General features: G+C 53.0%; 19 protein-coding genes. 12 read left to right on the plus strand and 7 right to left on the minus strand.

All coding sequences use genetic code 11. From position 1 onward, the window contains the following. The 7 genes from WCY20_RS13705 (at position 1) to ygiD (ending at position 9,029) form a co-directional block, all read left to right on the plus strand. Complete coding sequence (locus tag WCY20_RS13705) at positions 1–666, plus strand: response regulator transcription factor (RefSeq protein ID WP_345975945.1); 666 nt, start codon at positions 1–3, stop codon at positions 664–666. 2 nt (positions 667–668) lie between these two features. Beyond that, entirely contained in the window at positions 669–1,880 is a 1,212-nt protein-coding gene (locus tag WCY20_RS13710) for an ArsS family sensor histidine kinase (protein WP_345975946.1), read from the plus strand. Between the two features lie 135 nt (positions 1,881–2,015). Next, positions 2,016–2,477, plus strand: a complete 462-nt coding sequence (locus tag WCY20_RS13715; RefSeq protein WP_345975947.1) for a MarR family transcriptional regulator — start codon at positions 2,016–2,018, stop codon at positions 2,475–2,477. Next, positions 2,467–3,582 carry an efflux RND transporter periplasmic adaptor subunit gene (locus tag WCY20_RS13720; RefSeq protein WP_345975948.1) on the plus strand — a complete coding sequence of 372 codons (1,116 nt, stop codon included), beginning with the start codon at positions 2,467–2,469 and terminating at the stop codon, positions 3,580–3,582. Before WCY20_RS13715 ends, WCY20_RS13720 begins: the two co-directional genes overlap by 11 nt. A 2-nt stretch (positions 3,583–3,584) precedes the next feature. Continuing rightward, on the plus strand, positions 3,585–6,713 hold the full coding sequence (locus WCY20_RS13725; RefSeq protein WP_345975949.1) for a multidrug efflux RND transporter permease subunit: 3,129 nt from the start codon (positions 3,585–3,587) through the stop codon (positions 6,711–6,713). Further along, a complete protein-coding gene (locus tag WCY20_RS13730; RefSeq protein ID WP_345975950.1) occupies positions 6,703–8,103 on the plus strand; it encodes an efflux transporter outer membrane subunit in 1,401 nt (466 codons plus the stop codon). Before WCY20_RS13725 ends, WCY20_RS13730 begins: the two co-directional genes overlap by 11 nt. A gap of 71 nt (positions 8,104–8,174) precedes the next feature. Beyond that, a complete protein-coding gene (gene ygiD, locus WCY20_RS13735) occupies positions 8,175–9,029 on the plus strand; it encodes a 4,5-DOPA dioxygenase extradiol (protein ID WP_345975951.1) in 855 nt (284 codons plus the stop codon). Between the two features lie 91 nt (positions 9,030–9,120). Here the strand turns inward: ygiD and WCY20_RS13740 are convergent, their stop codons facing one another. The 4 genes from WCY20_RS13740 to WCY20_RS13755 all read right to left on the minus strand — a co-directional run bounded on the left by WCY20_RS13740 (position 9,121) and on the right by WCY20_RS13755 (position 13,423). Continuing rightward, positions 9,121–10,497, minus strand: coding sequence for an HD domain-containing phosphohydrolase (locus WCY20_RS13740; protein WP_345978278.1), 1,377 nt, complete (start codon positions 10,495–10,497; stop codon positions 9,121–9,123). Between the two features lie 79 nt (positions 10,498–10,576). Further along, entirely contained in the window at positions 10,577–11,146 is a 570-nt protein-coding gene (locus WCY20_RS13745; RefSeq protein WP_345975952.1) for a PAS domain-containing protein, read from the minus strand. A 107-nt stretch (positions 11,147–11,253) separates the two neighbouring features. Beyond that, positions 11,254–11,937: a response regulator transcription factor gene (locus WCY20_RS13750; protein ID WP_345975953.1), complete on the minus strand. Its 684-nt coding sequence runs from the start codon at positions 11,935–11,937 to the stop codon at positions 11,254–11,256. A gap of 4 nt (positions 11,938–11,941) precedes the next feature. After that, a complete protein-coding gene (locus WCY20_RS13755; protein ID WP_345975954.1) occupies positions 11,942–13,423 on the minus strand; it encodes a PAS domain-containing sensor histidine kinase in 1,482 nt (493 codons plus the stop codon). A gap of 222 nt (positions 13,424–13,645) precedes the next feature. Between WCY20_RS13755 and WCY20_RS13760 the strand changes: the two genes are divergently transcribed. Together WCY20_RS13760 and WCY20_RS13765 are read left to right on the plus strand one after the other, a co-directional pair. Beyond that, entirely contained in the window at positions 13,646–14,275 is a 630-nt protein-coding gene (locus WCY20_RS13760) for an HAD family phosphatase (RefSeq protein WP_345975955.1), read from the plus strand. A 103-nt stretch (positions 14,276–14,378) separates the two neighbouring features. Next, the gene (locus tag WCY20_RS13765; RefSeq protein WP_345975956.1) at positions 14,379–14,918 is read left to right on the plus strand and encodes a hypothetical protein; all 540 of its coding nucleotides are present in this window, start codon (positions 14,379–14,381) and stop codon (positions 14,916–14,918) included. A gap of 47 nt (positions 14,919–14,965) precedes the next feature. Here WCY20_RS13765 and arfB read toward each other — a convergent pair whose 3' ends face one another. From arfB to WCY20_RS13780, 3 genes are all read right to left on the minus strand, one after another. After that, positions 14,966–15,388 (minus strand): alternative ribosome rescue aminoacyl-tRNA hydrolase ArfB, encoded by a 423-nt coding sequence (gene arfB, locus WCY20_RS13770; RefSeq protein ID WP_345975957.1) that lies wholly within the window; start codon positions 15,386–15,388, stop codon positions 14,966–14,968. A gap of 149 nt (positions 15,389–15,537) precedes the next feature. Further along, entirely contained in the window at positions 15,538–15,951 is a 414-nt protein-coding gene (locus WCY20_RS13775) for a thioredoxin family protein (RefSeq protein WP_345975958.1), read from the minus strand. A gap of 7 nt (positions 15,952–15,958) precedes the next feature. After that, complete coding sequence (locus WCY20_RS13780) at positions 15,959–16,270, minus strand: metalloregulator ArsR/SmtB family transcription factor (protein ID WP_345975959.1); 312 nt, start codon at positions 16,268–16,270, stop codon at positions 15,959–15,961. A gap of 112 nt (positions 16,271–16,382) precedes the next feature. Here WCY20_RS13780 and WCY20_RS13785 point away from each other — a divergent pair, with 112 nt between their 5' ends. The 3 genes from WCY20_RS13785 to mobA all read left to right on the plus strand — a co-directional run bounded on the left by WCY20_RS13785 (position 16,383) and on the right by mobA (position 20,244). Further along, on the plus strand, positions 16,383–17,645 hold the full coding sequence (locus WCY20_RS13785; protein WP_345975960.1) for an arsenic transporter: 1,263 nt from the start codon (positions 16,383–16,385) through the stop codon (positions 17,643–17,645). 231 nt (positions 17,646–17,876) lie between these two features. Then, positions 17,877–19,145, plus strand: coding sequence for a 3-isopropylmalate dehydratase large subunit (gene leuC, locus WCY20_RS13790; RefSeq protein ID WP_345975961.1), 1,269 nt, complete (start codon positions 17,877–17,879; stop codon positions 19,143–19,145). A 511-nt stretch (positions 19,146–19,656) separates the two neighbouring features. Beyond that, a complete protein-coding gene (gene mobA / locus WCY20_RS13795) occupies positions 19,657–20,244 on the plus strand; it encodes a molybdenum cofactor guanylyltransferase MobA (protein WP_345975962.1) in 588 nt (195 codons plus the stop codon). The last annotated feature ends 10 nt before the right edge of the window (positions 20,245–20,254 follow it).

Here is a 20,254-nt window from a genome sequence, read left to right on the forward strand (position 1 = left end):
ATGACAAAAGTACTGCTGATAGAAGATGATACAGAGATCACCACGCTGCTCAAAAGCTTTCTCGAGCGCTACGGCATGGAGGTAATCGCCTACGAGAACCCTTTGAGCGCGATCGACTCCTTCGGCATCGAGTCCTACGACATCGTACTGCTCGATCTTACCCTGCCGCAGCTCGACGGGCTTGAGGTGTGCCGGCAAATCCGCAAAAAGAGCGACATCCCCATCATCATCTCATCGGCACGCCATGATCTTGCCGACAAGGTCGTGGCACTCGACTACGGCGCAGACGACTACCTGCCAAAACCCTACGAACCGCGCGAACTTGTCGCCCGTATTCAGAGTCATATCCGCCGCTACGCCGGCAGCCTGGCCAAAAAGCCTTCGCGTTTTGCCATCGACAGCGAACGGATGCGCATCACCAAAGACGGTGTTCCGATTGAGCTGACGCTGGCAGAATACGAACTGCTTTCACTCCTCATCAAGAACGCCCAGAAAGTGATCTCCCGCGACTTCATCGCCAACAACGTCAACGCCATCTCGTGGGAGAGCTCCGAGCGCAGCATCGACGTGCTGATGAGCCGCATCCGCCATAAGATCGAAGAGAACCCGAAAAAACCACTCTTCATCCGCTCCATCCGCGGCGTCGGCTACAAGTTTACGGAGTAAGCATGAACCGCCACTCCATCTTCTTCAAACTCAACCTCCTCTTTGGCCTTGCCCTGCTGATGCTACTGCTGCTTTTCGGCTTTTTCAGGTTCAACACTGCCCTGCATGAACACCGCCTCGAGAGCCAGCGCGGCATGGAGCTGATGCGCCTGCTTCACCATACCAAGGCCGCCTCCGCCTCCCAACGCGCCGAACAGCTCGAAGAGGCGCAGTTCGAGCTGCTGCCGGCCGGCAGCCTGCCCACCGCCGCCAAGCTGCTGCCGGCACCAAGAAAAGAGCCCCGGCACCGTGCCCCTTTTGCCCTCTACATCGATGACGATACCTACTATTTCAAGTCCCTGATCCCGCATGACGACTTCCTGGTCAAAGACAGCCGCAAAGCCGATACCTTCGCCGGACTGCACCTTATCTTTCTGCTGCTGCTTGCCGGATTGACGGCACTCTACGTCACCCTAAGACGGAGCCTTCTGCCCCTGAAGGGCCTCACGCAGGAGATCCGCCGTTTTGCCAGGGGTGACAACGGAGTCGACACCGCCAGCACCCGACGCGACGAGATCGGTACGATCGCCAACGAGTTCAACGACGCCGTCAAGACGATCGTTCAGCTCCAATCCTCCCGTCAGCTCTTCCTGCGCAACATCATGCACGAGCTAAAGACCCCGCTCACCAAAGGCAAACTGACCCTGGCGATGATGGAACCCGGCGAGGAGGTACGCTACCTTGACACCCTGCTCAACCGCATGGATTCCCTGATCAACCAGTTTGCCCGCATCGAAAAACTTCAGAGCGGCAACCGCCAAAAAGAGAGGCGGAAGATCTACGCCCTGATTCAAGAAGCCATCACCAACCTCTACCTCGACAACGCCCAGAAGAGCCGTATCGAGATCAATGCCCAAAGAGAGGTGCAGATCGACGTCGACAGCGAGCTCTTTGTCAGCGCCCTTTCCAACCTTCTCGACAACGCCCTGAAATACACCGCCGACAAGACGGTCAAGGTCACTATAGAGCCGACGCAGATCTGCATCAGCAACCGGGCCGACACACTGCCGCAGCCTATCGAGGCGTACCTGCAGCCGTTTATCAGCGAACACCACAGCGACGGCGGAACGGGGCTGGGGCTCTACATCGTCGACACCGTCGTGAGCGCCCACGGTTTCACCCTCGACTACCGCTATGAACATGGCATCCACACCTTCTGCATCCGTTTCATATAACGGAGCACGGCGGCTAGATGCTTAACCCAAATTTTTTAGTGCTATTACTCTATTAATCTGAAAATTTAAGTCTAACGAAATATTACTTATGTAATAGTTGCATAGCTAACTAATATGCCCTCAAAGGAGTACTCTATGGAGTACAAGCTTAGAAACTCGATCGGGTTTCGTTTTAACACCATCGGCAACAGGATCCATGCCATGTTTTCCAAGGCGATCGAGCCTTACGGCATCGCTCCCGAACAGTTCGCCGCAATGAAAATGATCAGCGAAGACGGGGCCGTGACCCAGTCCAAGATCGCGGAGATGCTCGCCAAGGCCAAACCGACAGTGAGTCGAACGCTCGATGCACTCGAGAAAAAGGGGCTTATCACCCGCGACGAGGATACGGCCGACCGGCGCATCAAATATGTCCGGCTGACCGATGCGGGGCGTAAGGTGCTCGACGAGGTCATCCCGATCGCGAAGAGCTTTAACGATGCCATCTACGAACAGCTTACGCCGCAGGAGATCGAAACGTTTTTCCGCATCCTCGAAACCATCAGCAACACCGTCGAACAATGCACTTTAACAGGAGACAAACACCATGAAATATAAGATTATCTCAACACTTTTGCTGGCCGTCGCCGCGCTCAGCCCGCTCTCGGCTCAGGAGGCGAAAGCCCCTGCCGCTACCCATGTCGACGTCTATGTCGTCCCGCCTGCGGCGCAGATGCCCATCACGCTGGAGTACCCTGCCCGCCTCAAAAGCATCCGCAGCGCGACCGTCGTCTCTCGGGTCTCGGGCGTCCTGCAGAAAAAGATGTTCACCGAGGGTTCCTACGTCAAGAAAGGGACGCTGCTCTACCGCATCGAACCGGATATCTACGCCGCACTGGTACGCGAACGCCAGGCCGACCTCGCCCTGCAGGAGTCGGTACTGACCAAGACAAAGCGTGACTGGGATCGCGCCCAGTCACTCTACAAAGACAAGGCGATCAGTCTCAAAGAGTATGACGCCGCCCTCTCCTCGTACGAAACAGCCGTCGCCGAGGTCAATGCAGCCAAGGCGAAACTCGCTTCGGCCAGAGTCGACCTGAACTACACCGATGTCAGGGCGCCGATCAGCGGTATCGCCGGCATCAAAGCGACCGACCTCGGCAACGTCGTCTCCTCTGGGACCCCGCTGGTCACTATCACCCAGACCGACCCGATCCATGCCGAGTTTTCCATTCCCGATACCGATTTCATCAAAGCCCAGGAGGCACACGCTGACGGCAGCTGGGACACATCTCTTCAGAAGAAGCTGACCGCGACGCTCAGCGTCAAGGGGGTGAACGCGACCGGCCGCATCGACTATGTCGCGCCCGTCATCAGCGAAAAGACCGGCAGCGTCCAGGCACGTGCCCTCTTTGAGAACAAAAAGGGCAGCCTCGTTCCGGGGTCGTTCGGACGGGTCAAGGTCGAGGGGATCGTACGTAACGGCGCCCTGACGGTTCCACAGAAGGCGATCCTTCAGAACCCGCTCGGGACAATCGTCTTCATTGTCGAAGAGGGGAAAGCAGCCGTACGTCCGGTCATCCTCGGTGACGCTTCCGGCGAAAACTTCATCGTCAAAAAAGGGCTCAACGCCGGCGATACGGTCATCGTCAACAACTTCTTCCGTGTCCGTCCCGGCGCTGCCGTTGCGATCGATAAGACAATCAACGGAGAGGGGGAATAGAGATGTTCTCCAAGTTTTTCATCGACCGCCCGATTTTCGCATCGGTCCTCTCGATCATACTCGTCCTCGCGGGGCTGATCGCCATCAAGGGGCTGCCGGTACAGGAATACCCGAGTATCGTGCCGCCGCAGATCTCGATCCAGGCCGTCTACCCCGGTGCTGACGCCGAGACGCTCTCCAAGACCGTCGCCTCGCCGCTTGAAGATGCGATCAACGGCGCGAAGAACATGATCTATATGACCTCGACAGCCTCTCCGAGCGGTATCCTGCGGATGACCGTCACCTTTGCGACCGGGACAAAACCCGCTGATGCCAATGTCGACGTCAACAACCGCGTGCAAGTCGCTTTGAACAAGCTACCCGAAGCGGTGCGCCGGCAGGGTGTCAGCATCCGCGAACGCTCCCCGGACATGCTGCGCGTCATCGCCTTCACCTCCGAGGGTGAAAAACATGACGCACTCTGGCTCAACAACTACGCCATGATCAACGTCCTCGACGATATCAAGCGCATCAACGGCGTCGGCGACGCCTTTTTGTTCGGCAGCAAGGAGTACGCTATCCGCGTCTGGATCCGTCCCGACAAACTTGCAGCCTACGACCTGACTGTCGACGAGATCGTCAATATCATCGCCAGCCAGAACGTCCAGATCGGTGCCGGGCAGATCGGTGACGAACCGACAGCCTCCAAACAGGTCTATACCTATACGGTGCTGACGGAAGGGCGTCTCAAAACCGCCAAGGAGTTCGGCAACATCATCGTCCGATCCAACCCAGACGGTTCGGCACTTCGCCTCAAAGACATTGCCGGTGTGGAGCTCGGTGCGGAACGTTACATGCTCAATGCCCTCTACAACAAAAAACCGATGGCCGTCGCCGGTATCTTCCTGGCACCGGGTGCCAATGCCCTGGAGGTCTCGGCCGCGCTGGACAAAACCCTTGAAGAGGCCGCGACAAAATACCCTGAAGATGTCCGTGAGCATACCCTCTACGACACCACCAAGTTTGTCAAGGCCTCGATCGAAGAGGTGCTCAAGACCCTGGCCGAGGCGATCCTTCTCGTCATTGTCATCATCTACTTCTTCCTCGGCAACCTCCGCGCGACCATCATCCCGGTACTGGCGATCCCGGTCTCGCTGCTCGGCGCTTTTGCCGGACTCTATATGGCAGGCTATTCCATCAACCTGCTGACGCTTTTTGCCCTCATCCTCGCCATCGGTCTGGTGGTGGATGACGCCATCGTCGTCATCGAGAACGTCGAAAGGATCCTGCGTGACAAAGAGGGCATCAGCGTCAAGGATGCCACCGTCGAAGCGATGCGCGAGATCACCGGTCCCGTCATCGCCATCGTTCTTGTCCTCTCCGCCGTCTTTATCCCGACCGCACTTGTCGGCGGATTCAGCGGTCTGATGTACCAGCAGTTCGCCATCACCATCGTTATCTCCGTCGTCATCTCCGGTATTGTGGCGTTGACCCTGACACCGGCACTCTGCGCCGTCTTCCTGCGCGAACATGAGCCTGAACCCTTCTGGCTCGTCCGCAAGTTCCACGCCTTTTTCGACTACCTGACAAGGGGCTTTACGGCCGGTGTCAAGAAGGTGCTCAAATATGCCGTGCTCAACATCCTGATCTTCGGTCTGATGATCGCTGCGGCGGTCTGGGCGGTGCAGAAGCTGCCGAGCAGCCTGGTGCCCAACGAGGACAAAGGGGTGCTGATGGTTCTCTCCTACCTGATGCCGGGCGCGTCGCTTTCGAGAACAACCGAGGTGCAGAAAGCGGTGACCGACACGATCCTTGCACACCCCGACACCTCGGATTTCGGCGGTATGGCGGGTATCGACCTCGTCACCTTCGCATTCAAATCCGATTCGGGCATCGGCTTCACCCACCTCAAAGACTGGTCGGAACGTCCGGAGCCGAACCAGAGTGCCCAGGCGATATCAGGGGCCCTGATGGGGAAACTCTCCCAGAACAAAGAGGCCTTTGTCCTGGCGGTCAACCCGCCTCCGATCAGGGGTATGAGCGCCACCGGCGGGTTTGAACTCTATGTTCAGGACCGTACCGGCGGCGAGATCGTTCAGCTTGACGCCTACATCAACGAGATCGTCCAGAAGGCCAATGCAAGACCGGAACTCACCATGGTACGCACCACCCTCAAAACCGGCGTACCGCAGTACCGCCTGACCATCGACCGGGACAAGGCCAAGGCCTACGGCGTCAACATCGACACCATCTACAGCACCCTCGGCTCGACCTTCGGCACCGGTTACGTCAACGACTTCAACCTCTACGGGCGGGTCTATCACGTCAACGTCCAGGTCGACCCGGAGTTCCGCGACAGTGTCGAAGATTACCGTTACATCTTCGTTCGCTCCGAAAACGGCGGGATGGTCCCGATCAGCTCCCTCGTCAAGACCGAACGGGTCGTCGGCCCGAGCGTGATCCAGCGCTTCAACATGTTCACCGCCGGACAGATCTCCGGACAGCCGGCACCGGGCTACAGCTCCGGCGATGCCATGCGCGTTATCCAGGAGGTTGCCGCAGAGGTGCTTCCTGAGGGCTACACCACGGCATGGGCAGGTACGGCCTACCAGGAGCAGAAGGTGGCGGAAAAGGGGAACAACACCTTTATCTTTGCGATCATCTTCACCTTCCTGGTCCTTGCCGCGCTCTATGAAAGCTGGAGTATCCCTTTTGCGGTCCTGATGACCGTTCCGTTCGCCCTGCTCGGCGCCGCACTCGGCGTCATGCTGCGCGGGCTTGAGAACGATATCTACTTCCAGGTCGGTCTGGTCACCCTCGTCGGGCTTGCCGCCAAAAACGCGATCCTGATCGTCGAATTTGCCCAGCAGAAACTGCGCGAAGGGCTTTCACTCTATGACGCTACTGTCGCAGGGGCACGTATCCGTTTCCGTCCGATCGTCATGACCTCGCTCGCCTTTATCGGCGGGACGCTGCCCTTGGCGATCAGTACCGGCGCCGGCGCAAACAGCCGCCATATCATCGGTACGACCGTTGTCAGCGGGATGGTGGTACTCACCGTGATCGCGATCTTTTTTATCCCGCTATTCTACTATCTGATCATGCGATCGAAAGATAAGTTTGCCAAAAAAGGAGCCCAAGATGAGAAGTAGTATCCTGCTCTCCGTTACGGCCATTCTGCTGATGAGCGGCTGTTCTATGGCGCCGAAGCTTGAGATAAGCAAACAGGCGATGCCGGCAACACTCTCGGATATCAACGCCTCTTCACCCGTCGACCTTAAGTGGTGGGAGCAGTTCGGCGATGAACGGCTCAATACCCTCATCACCGAAGCGCTTGCCAACAACGACGATCTGAAACTGGCCCTGAGCAACGTAACGCTCGCCAGGGCCACGCTCGGCCTGAGCAACGCGGAACGCTACCCGACCATCGACGGCTCGGCATCGGCCTACCGTCAGAAGACGAGCGGTGAGAGCCTCTCGCCTTTTTCGGGTTTCATTTACAACAGTTTCGACCTCTCCCTCTCGGCCGCCTACGAGTTCGACTTCTGGGGCAAATACAGCAATATGGAAGCCTCGGCCCGTGCCGAGATGCTCGCCAGCGAGGCGGACATGGAGACCGTCCGCATCTCGCTCATCAGCAGTGTCGCCGAGCTCTATTTTGCCCTGATCACCTTCGATCGCCAGATCAAGGTGACGGCCGAAACGGTCGAGGCCTATAAAGAGAGTTACGACTACCGCCGCCGCCAATACGACCACGGTGTCATCGATGCACTGGTCCTCGAACAGGCCCACTCTATCTATGCCAATGCCAAGCTGCAGCTGGCGACCTACAAAGAGGAGAAGCGCGTCGCGCAGAGCGCTCTCGCCGTTCTGATCGGCCGCTCACCGGATGCGATGTTCAACCAGGACGTGGCGACGGCAACTGCCCTCGCAATGCCGCTTGAAATTCCCGAGCAGCTAAGCTCCAACCTGCTGCAACAGCGCCCGGACATCCGGGCGGCAGAGGAGCGTATGCGTGCGGCCAATGCGACGATCGGCGTCGCCAAAGCCGCCTATTTCCCTTCGATCTCTTTGACGGGCACGGCCGGCTTCAGCAGCACGGAGCTGGGCGACCTGCTCAAATCGTCTGCCGGCATGTGGGGGTTCGGTCCCTCCCTGAACGTTCCGATCTTCGATTTCGGTCGCATCGAAAACAGCATCAAGATCGCCGAAGCCAAAAAGGATGCCGCGGTCATCACCTACGCCAAGACGGTCAAAAACGCCTTCAAAGAGGTCTATGACGCGCTTATAAAGATCGAGAGCACCCGTGAAAAACTGCTCGCACTCAACGAAGAGACCGAGGCCCTTGAAAAGGTCCTTATGCACTCTCAGCAGCGTTTTGACAGCGGCTACGGCACCTACCTGGAAGTGGTCGCGAGCAAACGCGCCCTGCTGAGCTCACGGATCAACCTGATCGCCCAGAACGACGCATTGATCGCCAATCAGATCACCCTCTACAAAGCCCTCGGCGGCGGCTGGGAACCGCAGGAGGAGAGCCGATAGCAAGCGGCCTGTTTCCCCTGTTTCCGATAAAGTGCTATAATTAGTGTAATTACACTAAGAAGGAGGGTGCCATGACACGAAAAGAGTTTTTGAGACTGCTCACCTTCGTCCTAGGAGGCCTTGCCATGCCTTTACCCGCCACATCCCATCCCGTACATAGAGCGCCCGCCCTTTTTGCGGGCCACGGCAGTCCGATGAATGCCATCGAGACCAACGCTTTCACCCATTCGTTGCGTGAACTGGGCAAAAGTCTGGAAAAGCCCAAAGCCATCCTGGTGGTCTCCGCGCACTGGACGCCGCCCTATTTCGGCGTTTCGGTCCATCAAAACAGTGATCTGAAATATGACTTTTTTGGCTTTCCAAAGGCGCTGGAGGAGGTGCAATACCCGGCTGGGAACGCCGCCTTTCTGCTGCCAACACTCAACAAACTCTTCACCCCTCTGCAGGTGAAGGATCGCGGACTTGACCACGGGGCGTGGAGCGTTCTCGTGCACCTTTTCCCCGATGCGGATATCCCTGTCATGCAGCTGGGTATCCATCGCGGCCTCTCTTTGCGCGAACATTTTGAGGTCGGAAAGAGGTTGAAAGCCCTGCGCGAGCAGGGGGTAATGATCATCGGCAGCGGCAATATCACGCACAACCTGCAGGAGGCCCGCATGCCAAAAGAGGCCCCTGCCGTCAAGTGGGCCGTCGACTTCGACGATTATGTCAAAAAGGCTATCATCGAACGTGACTTCGAGGCACTGATCGATGTGGAGAACAGAAACCGCTACACCAGACTCGCCCACCCGACGCTCGAACACTACATCCCGCTGCTCTATGTGGCGGGCGCGTCGTTTGACGACGATGAGAACCGTTTTGTCTATGAGGGGATGGAGCACGGAAGCCTGAGTATGCGGAGCTGGCTGCTGCAGTCGATTTTATAATTCTTATACATCCTCCCGCCTAAAGCGGGAAGATCCAACTATACCTTTGTACATTAGAGCAGCACCCTGTTCTAAAAAGCGGTGACACCGGCTATTCGCGGTACAGCTCTCTGATCGAAAGAAACTCATCAAGATTTTCAAAAAAAAGATCGATCAACCGAGGGTCAAAATAGGTCCCGCGGTTATCCTTGAAGTAGGCAAAGATTTCACTGTCCGGCCAGGGCTCTTTATAGGAGCGGGCCGTGCTGAGTGCATCAAAGACATCAGCAACGGCAGTGATACGTCCGTAAATATGGATCTCTTCGGCTTTCAACCCTTTCGGATAACCGCTTCCGTTCCATTTCTCATGATGCTGGTGAGCCACGATGGCAGCGGCTTTAAGAATGGGACGGTCGGAGTTTTTCAAGATGTGGTAGCCGTACTCGCAGTGTGTCTGCATGATCTTGCGCTCGGTATCCGTAAGATATCCCTCTTTGTTGAGAATATCATCCGGTACCGCTATTTTCCCGATATCGTGCATCGGTGAGGCAAGCTGAAGTATGGAGGCTTCGCTTTCGTCGAGTCCGGACCTGATGGCAAGCAGTCTGGAGTACTCTGCAACCCGTTTTACATGGTTTGCCGTATCGCGGGAGCGGAGCTCACCAATTTCCCCCAGACTATATAAGAGTGTTTTCTGAGTCTCTTCTATCTCGACGTAAAGATTGCTTTTTACCGTTTCGATCGCTGTGATATCATGACGTATGCCGATATATTCGACAATATTGCCTTTGCAGTCGATAATAGGGTTGATCACCGTATCGACATAATAGGTTCCGCCGCTTTTCGTACGGTTTTTGACAATGCCCGACCAAGGTTTTTTCTCGGAGATCGTGCGCCACATCTCATTGAAAACAGCGGCAGGCATATCGGGATGCCTGATAATATTGTGCGGCTGGCCAATAAGTTCCCCTTCACTGTAACCCGAGATTTCGCAGAACTTTTTATTGACAAAGGTGATCACCCCATGGGGATCTGTCTTGGAGACGATCGCACTTCTGTCCACCGCCTCTTTATACTCTTGCAGCAGTCTGTTCTGCAGCCTGTCCTCAGAGGTAACATCTTCCAAAACGACAATATACTGCTTTGTATCAGCGTAAGTATAGGCCTGTACTTTAGGAAGGAATATGCGCGTCTCGCTTCCATGCTGGATCATGATCTTGTAATCTTGCTTTGTTTCGGTGAGAATCTCCTCCACCCATAACCGTTCACCTTTGCAAAAAGAGAGATAGCTGAGCGCCTCTTTGAAAAGTTCGCAAACGCACTGATAACGTTCAAAAAAAGCTTCATTGGAATCAAAACCGATAAACTCCAGCAATGCCCGGTTAGCCCGGAGCATTCGACTGCCGTCCGTGATGATGCAGGGGCTCGGCATCAGATTAAAGACAGACTCAAAGCAGGTCGCATCCAGCTTCTGCTTACCGCTAGGCATTGGAGACACAACTACCCTTTAGCTGGAAGACGCTCCTTTTTGCCAGTACACAGCTGTATCGTTGCACCGGCACCCCCTCTTACTTTCCGCCAAACATTTTGGCCATAGCGTTAAAAAAGAGCTTGAAGGCGCCTTTGTTGCCGATAAGGTCGTCGATAAACTCATCGTATGTTTGGCGTTTGGAGTCCAGATAGCCCGAGAGGTACTTTTCAGATGCTTCCACACCGCCGTTTTTTTCAATATCCAGAAGTTCATTGTAGAGCTTGCTGATGGCGCTGATCGCTTGCGGTTTGGCCGCCTGGCGGTACGCCATATAGCTTTTTATCGAGCCATCTAACGAATCTTTCTTGATCTCGAACTTGGTCGTGACCCAGTAGTAGCGTCCGTCTTTAGCCATGTTTTTGACGACGGCAAAGATGTTTTTCCCCTGTTTAAGACGGTCCCACATCAGCTTGAAGATCACCTTCGGCATATCAGGATGACGTATCGCATTATGCGGTTGTCCGATCAGCTCGTTAGGCGTGTAGCCCGATATCTCGAAAAAGTAGTCATTTCCGAATTCTATCGTCCCTTTTGTATCGGTGCGGCTCATGATGTACTTGTATTTGTCCAGCTTGACGGCTTCATTGATCGGCGTAGGTCTTTCCATCTCATATTCCTCTTTCTATATTAATTTTTCAAATATGATAAAAGAAAAAAGTGACAAAAAAGTGACAGAAATGAGAGGTAATTTTATTATAAGAAGTTATATATACCTCAGCCGGCGATGTTGATGCGATACCCCTCTCCATAAATATTCTCAATACAACCGTCTGGAAGCTTTTTACGAATACGTTTGATCAGCGCCTTGATTCTGGGGCCGGTATCGTCATCATTTTGAATCGGCCATAAATGAAGTTCGATGGTATAGTTTGAAAAGACAAGCCCCGGCCTGGAGCATAAAAGCGTAAGCAGTGTGCGCTCGCCGGATGTCAGTCTGACACATTCTCCTCCATAGACCAGTTCATGCATGGAACTGTTCCATCTGTAGCCGCTACCTAGGTCGATGTAGTGTCTGTTATCGAGCTCGAGCACTGCTTTTTCCAGTGTGTCTTTGATCATCTTGCGTCCAAACGGCTTGGGCAAAAAACGGGTCAACCCCAGTTCGACCGCTTGGAGCAGCCGTTTTTCATTGACATAGGCTGTTGCGATGATAATGCGTGTCTCGCCATCGCTCTTCCTGATCTTTTCAGCGACTTCCAGTCCGTTCATCTTTGGCATCTCGACATCGAGCAGTACAATATCCGGACGGTGTTTTTCATACAGTTGCCAGGCTTCTTCACCGTCACAGGCTTCGTAAACGTCGTAAAAAAGGCGCCCCAGGAATTCTGCATAATGATTTCGCGCACTCGTCGCATCATCTGCATAGAGGATAGAAACATTGGTATAACAGTAGTTCATACCCTTACCCCTTCAGCGGCAACGCTATAATAAACTCGGCACCTTCGATTCCGTTTTTAACGGAAAGTGTACCGCACAAAGCCGTTTCAATAAGCTTCTTGGCTATATACAGCCCCAGTCCCGTTCCATGCCCTTTGCGTTTGGTTGTAAAATAGGGGTCAAAGATCTTGTCGGCGTACTCATCAGGAATGCCGCCGGCATTATCCGTCAAGGTCACAATACCCCTGTTATCAATGGTGTCGATTCGGATCATTATCTTTGGCTCGTGGATATTCCGGTGAATAAAACACTCTTTTGAGTTCTGCACTATGCTCAGTATGGCCTGCACAAACTCTTTCTCTGAGCCGCCGATCAAAAAGTCACTGTGCGTACTGAGTTCACGCCTGATCTTGACACGTTCAAATTCACTTCCAAAAAGCGTAAATACTTTCGCCAAGGCATCAGCTGCACTGAAGACCGTTTTGTGCTTATTCGGATGAAAAAAGTTTTGAAAACTCTCTATCGTCTGGGACATATGGCCGGTAAGCATCTCTATTTCATCAAGTTTCGCTGCCAATGACGCACTGCTGAGGGTCCCGCTTCCAAAATCTTCTTCGATCGCAGGCAAAACCGAATTGATCTGGTGAAGCGGTTGTTTCCACTGATGGGCAATACTGTTGATCATCTCCCCCATCTGCGCCATCTTGGACTGTTGAAACATCAGCTCCTGATTGATCTCGTGTTCGATCTGAAGCTCTTTCATCACAGTAATATCCTGAACCGTTCCGAATGAGCTGATCGGTTCACCTCTCTCGTCAAAAAATGTCTCGCACTCCTCGTGCACATATTTGATACGACCATCCGGCATAAGCAACCGATGTTCGCTGCTGTAAGGGCTCTTCTCTTCCAAGGAGCGGATATAGGCATTGTTGACACTCTCGAAATCGTCGGGATGGATATTCGTCAGAAAAGCCTCGTAGGATGCTTCAAAGTCCTCGTGGTCACGTTCAAAGATCCGATAGACCTGCTCCGACCACTGCAGCCGGTTTGCTCTGATATCCAGAAACCATGAACCGATCTGCGCCATCTGCTGTACCTGTTTGAAAAAGGTCTCATTGCGGCGCAAGGACGCTTCGAGCTCTCTACGCGGCGTAATATCTTCAGCAAGGCCTTGCAGTGCGATGATCTCCCCCTCTGCATCGTAAGAAGGGTACTCATAGATCTTCAAACTCCGCTGCGAACCGTTTTTGTGAGCAAGTTCCCCCTCATAAGACAGCTTTGTCGCATCGACTTTGCCGCGCTTCCCCACACCTCCCGCAACGGCCTCGGCATCTTTCAAAAAGGCGTTGAATACTTCCGCAAACTCTTTTTCTCTGTACCCTAAAATAGAGTGCTGGGAAGGGCTGATGTAACGGTATTTCCCCTCTCTATTGCGTATATAGAAAAAGAAGGTGCTCTCCATTCCCTCGATAAGTGCAAAAAAGTTGTAACTATCGGCATCTGGCATAGCTTCTCTTCCAATCATAATGTGTTGAACTGCGGTGACATGGAAAGCGGGATTTGTACTACAGTTAATAATTATTATATTTGATTGAGAATTAAAAAGTGCTTTTCACAAAATAAAGTGGAAAAACGATCAGTGGGCTTCAGCCCTAACGGGTTTCCTGACATGGCTTGAACAGAAGAGAAATAAGGCGTATCGGCTTCCGAAAAAAGGTATAATTCCCCCATGAAAAAGTACATACTCTTTGACAACGACGGTGTACTGGTGGAAACCGAAAAGTGGTACTTCAGGGCCAACGTCGAGATCCTTGGAACAATGGGCATCACTCTCGATGAAGAGCGTTACCGCGAGATCATGGTCAACGGCCAGAGCGCCTTTCTGCTGGCCGAGGAGGCGGGCTATGACAGTGCCGGCATCGAAGCCGCCCGCGACAGGCGCAACGTCCTCTATCAGCACTACCTCAAAAGTGAAGACATAACGATAGAGGGGGTCAAAGAGGTGCTCGATGCACTGAAGGATCGCTACCGCATGGGCATCGTCACCTCGGCACGGCGCGAGGACTTCGAACTGATTCATGCCGGCCGCGGCATCGCCGATCCTATGGAGTTCGTTCTCTGCAGCGGCGAGTATGGGCGCTCCAAGCCGCACCCCGACCCCTATCTGAAAGGGCTCGAACTCTTCGGGGGCAAAAAGCACGAAGCGGTCGTCGTCGAGGACTCGCAGCGCGGACTGCGCTCGGCGGTCAATGCGGGAATAGACTGCGTTGTTGTCCACAACGCCTTCACCCTTTCACACGACTTCAGCGGTGCTACCCACCGAATCAAGACCCTTTATGAGCTGGTAGAGCTTCTTTAAGCACAGTTTTGATTATTATTTAACCAGTCTTTTCGCTTCAGGTATCATTTCCGGAGGTATAATGTTGATAATTTCACCCATATTAGCAAGAGGTACAAATATCATGCTCAAAGAAAAATGCATCCATCGCTTACACCAAGCCCGAACATCGCATATCCGCATGCTCAACTCGCTCAAACTTCTGGTTTCCGGCCTCAATGTCGACGAAAGCCAATTCAAGCCCAACTTTACCGATACGGCATTCGGAAAATGGTTTTATGAAGAGGCGATGCTCTTCTCCATCGGGAACAGCCGCATGCAGCTCGATGAGATGGAAAGTCTACTGCTAACGTTCAATGACCATTTTACCAAGATATATCAGATCTACTTTAACAACCGGTCCGGCGGCTTCGGCGGGTTGCTCGGCATGAAAAAAAAAGCCAGTGATGCCGAAAAGGAGCTGGCACAGCGCCTTTATGACGAGATGGTCGTCCTCTCAGACCAGATCAAACAAAAACTGAGGATCTTCGAAAGCCAGTTGTCAAGCATGACAGAGGAGAAATTTGAGGAGCTGGGCTGTACCGCCTCCGAAGAACCGGAACCGGTGCAGACGACAGATGCTAATGAAGGGACACGGTACCAATACGGAGCACGCGGCCATTAGCAGCGTGGTGATGCTCTCTTCGCTTCTACGACAGAAACGAAGAAGGCTCACCCCTCGCTCCCTTTGAATCTCCCCCGCATCTTTTTGATCTTGCCCCGTTTTGTCTTGCTGTCGAGGCGCTTCTTCTGTGAACTCTTCGTCGGTTTCGTAGCTTTTCTTTTTTTCTGTGTCGTCTTGACACTCTGGATCAGCATTTTCAGCCGTGCGAGAGCCTCCTCTCTGTTCTCCTCCTGGCTCCGGGACCCCTGCGACTTGATGTTGATGATCCCCTCTTTGGTAATACGGTGGTCACTCAGGGCGAGCAGGCGCTCTTTGTAGTGTTCGGGCAGCGACGAGGCAGCGATATCGAAACGCAGATGGATGGCGGTAGAGACCTTGTTGACGTTCTGCCCGCCTGCGCCCTGTGAGCGGATAGCCTTGATCTCGATCTCGCTATCCGGGATATTTACATGCGTTGAAATTTGCAGCATGATTTAGTACTTAAACGGTTTTATGGCACCCTCTGCAAAAACGGGGTACACTGCTTGTTTACTCAAATACATTTTCAGCCTTTATTTTCCCTATTATAACGCTTCTTCCGATTAGCTGCCTCTGTCCGGTAGTCATTGTCCCCAACGGTCTACTGTGGTTCGGTCTGCGTTTTGTAGGTATCAAAACTCTCTTCGAGCAGTTCCAAAAATTTCTCCGCGTTTTTGCCGCCCATGACCGATTCGATCATCTCGGCGTTTTGCGGGTTTATCAGATAGAAAACGGGGGAGACCTCTGACTGCAGCTTTTCAGGCAGACTTTTATCGTTGGGGTAAAGCTTGACTGCAATATAGTGCTTATTGATATAGTCTATGACCTTTTTGTCGTTAAATACATTCTTGTTCATATAGTTGCAGGTATTACAGTTCGGAAGGTAGAGGTAGACCATCAACGCCTTCTCTGCACTTTTCGCCTTGGCAAGCGCCGTCTCATAGTTACGTTGCCAGCCTATCGATGCGGCATTCAGTGAGCTTAGAGCCAATAACAATATAAGTAAAAATCGCATTGTCTTCCTAGTTTAGCCCGCACTCTTTTTTAAGAGGCGGCAGTTTGATATCGAGGTATTTGATCTCGTCGATGGCTTGCAGACGGAAACGGTCAAGCGGCGAGCGGATACTGTAATAGGCCCAGGTCCCTTTACGCTCAACCCGCAGGAATCCCGCCTCTTTCAGTATCTTGAGGTGGCGCGACAGTCTTGACTGGATCATCCCGAGCGAATTCTGCAGATCACAGACGCAGAGGGCACCGTGCTCATCGAGAAAGCGCAAGATCAGTACCCGTGTCTCGTCATTCAAAGCGCCGATCGTTTGTAAAAAATCTTCCATATCCTGATCCTTTTGAAGCTGAAAGTATAGCAAGGCATAGTAAATACATCAAGATGTATTGATATAATGATGATTAGTCGCTATACTGCTGCTACAATTTTTTGAGGTTCCCATGGTTTTAGCATTTTCTCTTTTTCTCATTACCCTTCTTTTTGTCATCTGGCAGCCGAAAGGACTTCAGATAGGCACCTCTGCCGTAGCCGGCGCTGTTGTCGCCCTGCTTGTCGGTGTTGTCACATTTGACGATGTCCTCACCGTCACCGCCATCGTCTGGGATGCCACCCTTGCCTTTATCGGCATCATCCTGCTTTCGATGGTGCTGGACGAGATCGGATTTTTCGAGTGGGCCGCACTGAAGATGGCCCACTTCAGCCGGGGAAACGGCTACCTGATGTTCATCTACATCCTGCTGCTCGGTGCGATCGTGGCCGCATTTTTTGCCAATGACGGCGCCGCGCTCATCCTCACCCCGATCCTGCTGGCGAAGATGAAACACCTCAAGATGAACCCTGTCGCCGTCTTTGCTTTTTTGATGGCGGGCGGCTTCATCGGCGATTCGGCTTCCAACCCCTTCGTCATCTCCAACTTGACCAACATCGTAACAGCCGGCTATTTCGACATCGGCTTCTGGGAGTATGCCAAGGCGATGTTCCTGCCCAATGCCCTCAGTATCATTGCTTCGATTATCGTGCTCTTTATCTACTTCCGTAAAGATATCCCGAGAACGATTGATGTTTCCGAACTGGCATCCCCGGCCTCCGTCATTAAAAACAAAACCATGTTCAAACTGAGCTGGTACTTTCTGGCCCTCCTGATGGCCGGTTACTTTATCGGCGACTACTACCATCTGCCGGTCTCGCTCTTTGCCCTCGGCGGCGCGCTCCTTTTTCTGCTGCTGGCCAACCACTACAGGGCGACCAAACCGATCATGACGATCAAAGCGGCCCCATGGCAGGTGGTCTGGTTCAGTATCGGCCTCTATGTCGTGGTCTACGGGCTGAAAAACGCCGGATTGACCGACATCGTCGCCTCATGGATAGCCTCTCTCCAGTCGCAGGGAGAAGCTGTCGCGGTTATCGGCACCGGCTTCCTGGCGGCAGGGCTGAGCTCGGTGATGAACAACATGCCGACCATCATGATCATGGATATCGCCATCGACCAGGTCGGTTATGTCGGCAGCGAGACGCTTGCCTACGCCAACATCCTGGGTTCCAACCTCGGACCGAAGATGACGCCGATCGGCTCTCTCGCCACCCTGCTCTGGCTGCATGTTCTGGCACAAAAGGGTGTCAGGATCGGCTGGGGCGACTATATGAAAGTCGGTTTGGTGATCACCCCGCCGGTGCTGCTGGTAGCCTTGGTCGGCTTGATCTGACCACGTTCGACTTCCGGATCAGGATGGCCGGCACAGCTTTCTTCTGAAAAGCGTTTGTTCGACTTTTCGCTTTTACCGCTGCAGATTCAGGAAAGATTGCACTGCGGCAAAAAGAGCGTACAGCTAACTTTCATAGCTAAAAAACTCCACAGCACCAAGATGCTATAATCGCGCCAATTTTTTGGTGACGTTAATACAATATCACTATTTACCATTTTTCAAAGGTTTACTATGGGACAGACTATAACGGAAAAGATCTTCTCCGAACACGTTGGCAGAAAAGTGTATGCAGGCGAGATCGTTCGCTGTAATATCGATATGATCATCGGTAACGACATCACGACACCGATCTCGATCAAAGCATTTGAAGAGAGCGGCGCAGAAAAACTGGCCAATCCGGACGGTTTTGCACTGGTTCTTGACCACTTCATCCCGGCGAAAGATATCGCTTCGGCGAACCAGGCAAAAATCAGCCGTGACTTTGCCTACAAACACAATCTCAAAAACTATTTTGACGAAAAAGACATGGGGATCGAGCATGCGCTTCTTCCTGAAAAAGGGCTGGTCGTACCGGGTGATGTTATCATCGGTGCCGACTCCCACACCTGTACGCACGGCGCACTGGGTGCATTCTCTACCGGAATGGGCTCAACCGACCTTGCCTTCGGAATGATCACCGGCGGCAACTGGTTCAAAGTCCCTGAGTCGATCAAAGTCGTCTTTACAGGCAAGCTTCAGCCGAATGTCTACGGCAAAGACCTCATCCTGGAGCTTATCCGCATTATCGGCGTCGACGGCGCCCTCTACCAGGCCCTTGAATTTACAGGTGACACCATCGCCAGCCTGAGCATGGATGACCGTTTCAGCCTCTGTAACATGGCGATCGAAGCGGGTGCAAAAAACGGTATCATCGCGGTGGACGATGTCACCAAAGAGTTTTTGGCCGACAAAAAGCTTGCGCGCGAGCCGAAATACCACTATTCTGACCCGGATGCGAAATATGTCCGTGTCGTCGAGATCGATGTCTCTAAACTTGAGCCGGTCATCGCCTACCCGTCACTGCCGTCCAACGGCAAACCGCTGAGCACGGCTGTTGCCGACAAGATCAAAGTCGACCAGGTCTTCATCGGTTCATGTACAAACGGCCGCCTCTCTGACCTCAAGATGGCAGCAGAGATCCTCAAAGGCAAACGTGTCGCCCGCCACACGCGTCTGATCGTGACACCGGCAACACAGAAGATCTTTAAAGAGGCCGAGAAACTGGGTTATGTCGATATCATCATCGATGCCGGCGGCGTGATCTCAAATCCGACCTGCGGTGCCTGTCTCGGCGGCTACATGGGGATCCTCGGTGACGGCGAAGTGGCCATCGCGACGACCAACCGCAACTTTGTCGGCCGTATGGGCGCACGCAGTTCCGGCATCTACCTTGCCAACTCTGCGGTAGCTGCTGCCTCAGCGGTTGCCGGCTACATCGCCGATCCTGCTTCCGTACAATAGTACTTATACCGGACGTTATGTTCCGGTACCATCCTCTCTCTTCAAGACCTCTATATATTTGGCGTTTTAAGCATATAAAACTGCAAGAACAACTGCTACGCCTGTAACATGACTCAGTGAACCGTCACGCCTTATTGCCACTGTCAGAATCTACTACTGATTCCAATATAAAACAGCTTTGTTATTCCTGTGACACGCTCTGTCATCCTGCTTTCTGCCGGCATGATCTCCCTGAATACCGTTCTGATCCATTGTCATAGACTTTATCTGAAAGCCCTCGTCAGCATTGCTATCAACGGGAAACTAACACATCTGTTAGCCACGCGGGCCGTCATAATATCAATCCCAGGTATCATTCCGTGGAACCATGAACTCGCCGATAACCGATTAATCTTCTTTTTTAGATCAGAAAATTCTTAGCGCATAATGCTCTTGCCCGCCCTTTACAGCAGTTTTATCTGAAGCGTACTATACTTCTGACACTAAACAAGATCTCATGGAGAGGTAAGCAGTGTCTCACAAACCGGTACCGTTCGATATCCCCTGCGTCATCTTTGCCGGCGGCAAGAGTTCGCGTATGGGCAGAGACAAAGCACTGCTTCCCTTTGGCGGGTACAACTCCTTGGCCGAATTCCAGTACCGTCGTCTCTCATCGCTGTTTGAAAAGGTCTATATCTCGGCCAAAGAGAACAAGTTCAATTTTACTGCCGATATTATCGAAGATTCACCGGGAGAAAAAGTTTTTGCACCGACCGCCGGGTTCAACGCGATGTTCAAAAAACTGAAAGACGAACGTATCTTTGTCCTGAGTGTCGATACCCCTTTCGTCGGCGAGGAGGAGATCCGGACATTACTGGAAAATGATAGTGAAGAACTTGACGCCGTTATCGCCAAAACAGGCTCCGGAACACATCCTATGTGCGGTATCTACCACCGTTCGCTTTTGCCCTCTTTCGAGCAGATGCTCCAAGAAGATAATCACCGTCTGGGGCAACTGCTTAAAAAGTCAAAAACAGTCTATATCGATTTTAAGGACGAGACACCCTTTGCCAACCTCAACCATCCGCATGAATACGAAGAGGCGTTCAAATCGCTTTAAAAGCACTTAC

This window comes from Sulfurimonas sp. HSL3-7, from assembly GCF_039645985.1.
Lineage (GTDB): Bacteria > Campylobacterota > Campylobacteria > Campylobacterales > Sulfurimonadaceae > Sulfonitrofixus > Sulfonitrofixus jiaomeiensis.

Excerpts from the sequence above, each read along its gene's own strand:
- WCY20_RS13705 (WP_345975945.1), top strand. The coding sequence starts at position 1 with ATGACAAAAGTACTGCTGATAGAAGATGATACAGAGATCACCACGCTG.
- WCY20_RS13710 (WP_345975946.1), top strand. The coding sequence starts at position 669 with ATGAACCGCCACTCCATCTTCTTCAAACTCAACCTCCTCTTTGGCCTT.
- WCY20_RS13715 (WP_345975947.1), top strand. The coding sequence starts at position 2,016 with ATGGAGTACAAGCTTAGAAACTCGATCGGGTTTCGTTTTAACACCATC.
- WCY20_RS13720 (WP_345975948.1), top strand. The coding sequence starts at position 2,467 with ATGAAATATAAGATTATCTCAACACTTTTGCTGGCCGTCGCCGCGCTC.
- WCY20_RS13725 (WP_345975949.1), top strand. The coding sequence starts at position 3,585 with ATGTTCTCCAAGTTTTTCATCGACCGCCCGATTTTCGCATCGGTCCTC.
- WCY20_RS13730 (WP_345975950.1), top strand. The coding sequence starts at position 6,703 with ATGAGAAGTAGTATCCTGCTCTCCGTTACGGCCATTCTGCTGATGAGC.
- ygiD (WP_345975951.1), top strand. The coding sequence starts at position 8,175 with ATGACACGAAAAGAGTTTTTGAGACTGCTCACCTTCGTCCTAGGAGGC.
- WCY20_RS13740 (WP_345978278.1), bottom strand. The coding sequence starts at position 10,497 with ATGCCTAGCGGTAAGCAGAAGCTGGATGCGACCTGCTTTGAGTCTGTC.
- WCY20_RS13745 (WP_345975952.1), bottom strand. The coding sequence starts at position 11,146 with ATGGAAAGACCTACGCCGATCAATGAAGCCGTCAAGCTGGACAAATAC.
- WCY20_RS13750 (WP_345975953.1), bottom strand. The coding sequence starts at position 11,937 with ATGAACTACTGTTATACCAATGTTTCTATCCTCTATGCAGATGATGCG.
- WCY20_RS13755 (WP_345975954.1), bottom strand. The coding sequence starts at position 13,423 with ATGCCAGATGCCGATAGTTACAACTTTTTTGCACTTATCGAGGGAATG.
- WCY20_RS13760 (WP_345975955.1), top strand. The coding sequence starts at position 13,646 with ATGAAAAAGTACATACTCTTTGACAACGACGGTGTACTGGTGGAAACC.
- WCY20_RS13765 (WP_345975956.1), top strand. The coding sequence starts at position 14,379 with ATGCTCAAAGAAAAATGCATCCATCGCTTACACCAAGCCCGAACATCG.
- arfB (WP_345975957.1), bottom strand. The coding sequence starts at position 15,388 with ATGCTGCAAATTTCAACGCATGTAAATATCCCGGATAGCGAGATCGAG.
- WCY20_RS13775 (WP_345975958.1), bottom strand. The coding sequence starts at position 15,951 with ATGCGATTTTTACTTATATTGTTATTGGCTCTAAGCTCACTGAATGCC.
- WCY20_RS13780 (WP_345975959.1), bottom strand. The coding sequence starts at position 16,270 with ATGGAAGATTTTTTACAAACGATCGGCGCTTTGAATGACGAGACACGG.
- WCY20_RS13785 (WP_345975960.1), top strand. The coding sequence starts at position 16,383 with ATGGTTTTAGCATTTTCTCTTTTTCTCATTACCCTTCTTTTTGTCATC.
- leuC (WP_345975961.1), top strand. The coding sequence starts at position 17,877 with ATGGGACAGACTATAACGGAAAAGATCTTCTCCGAACACGTTGGCAGA.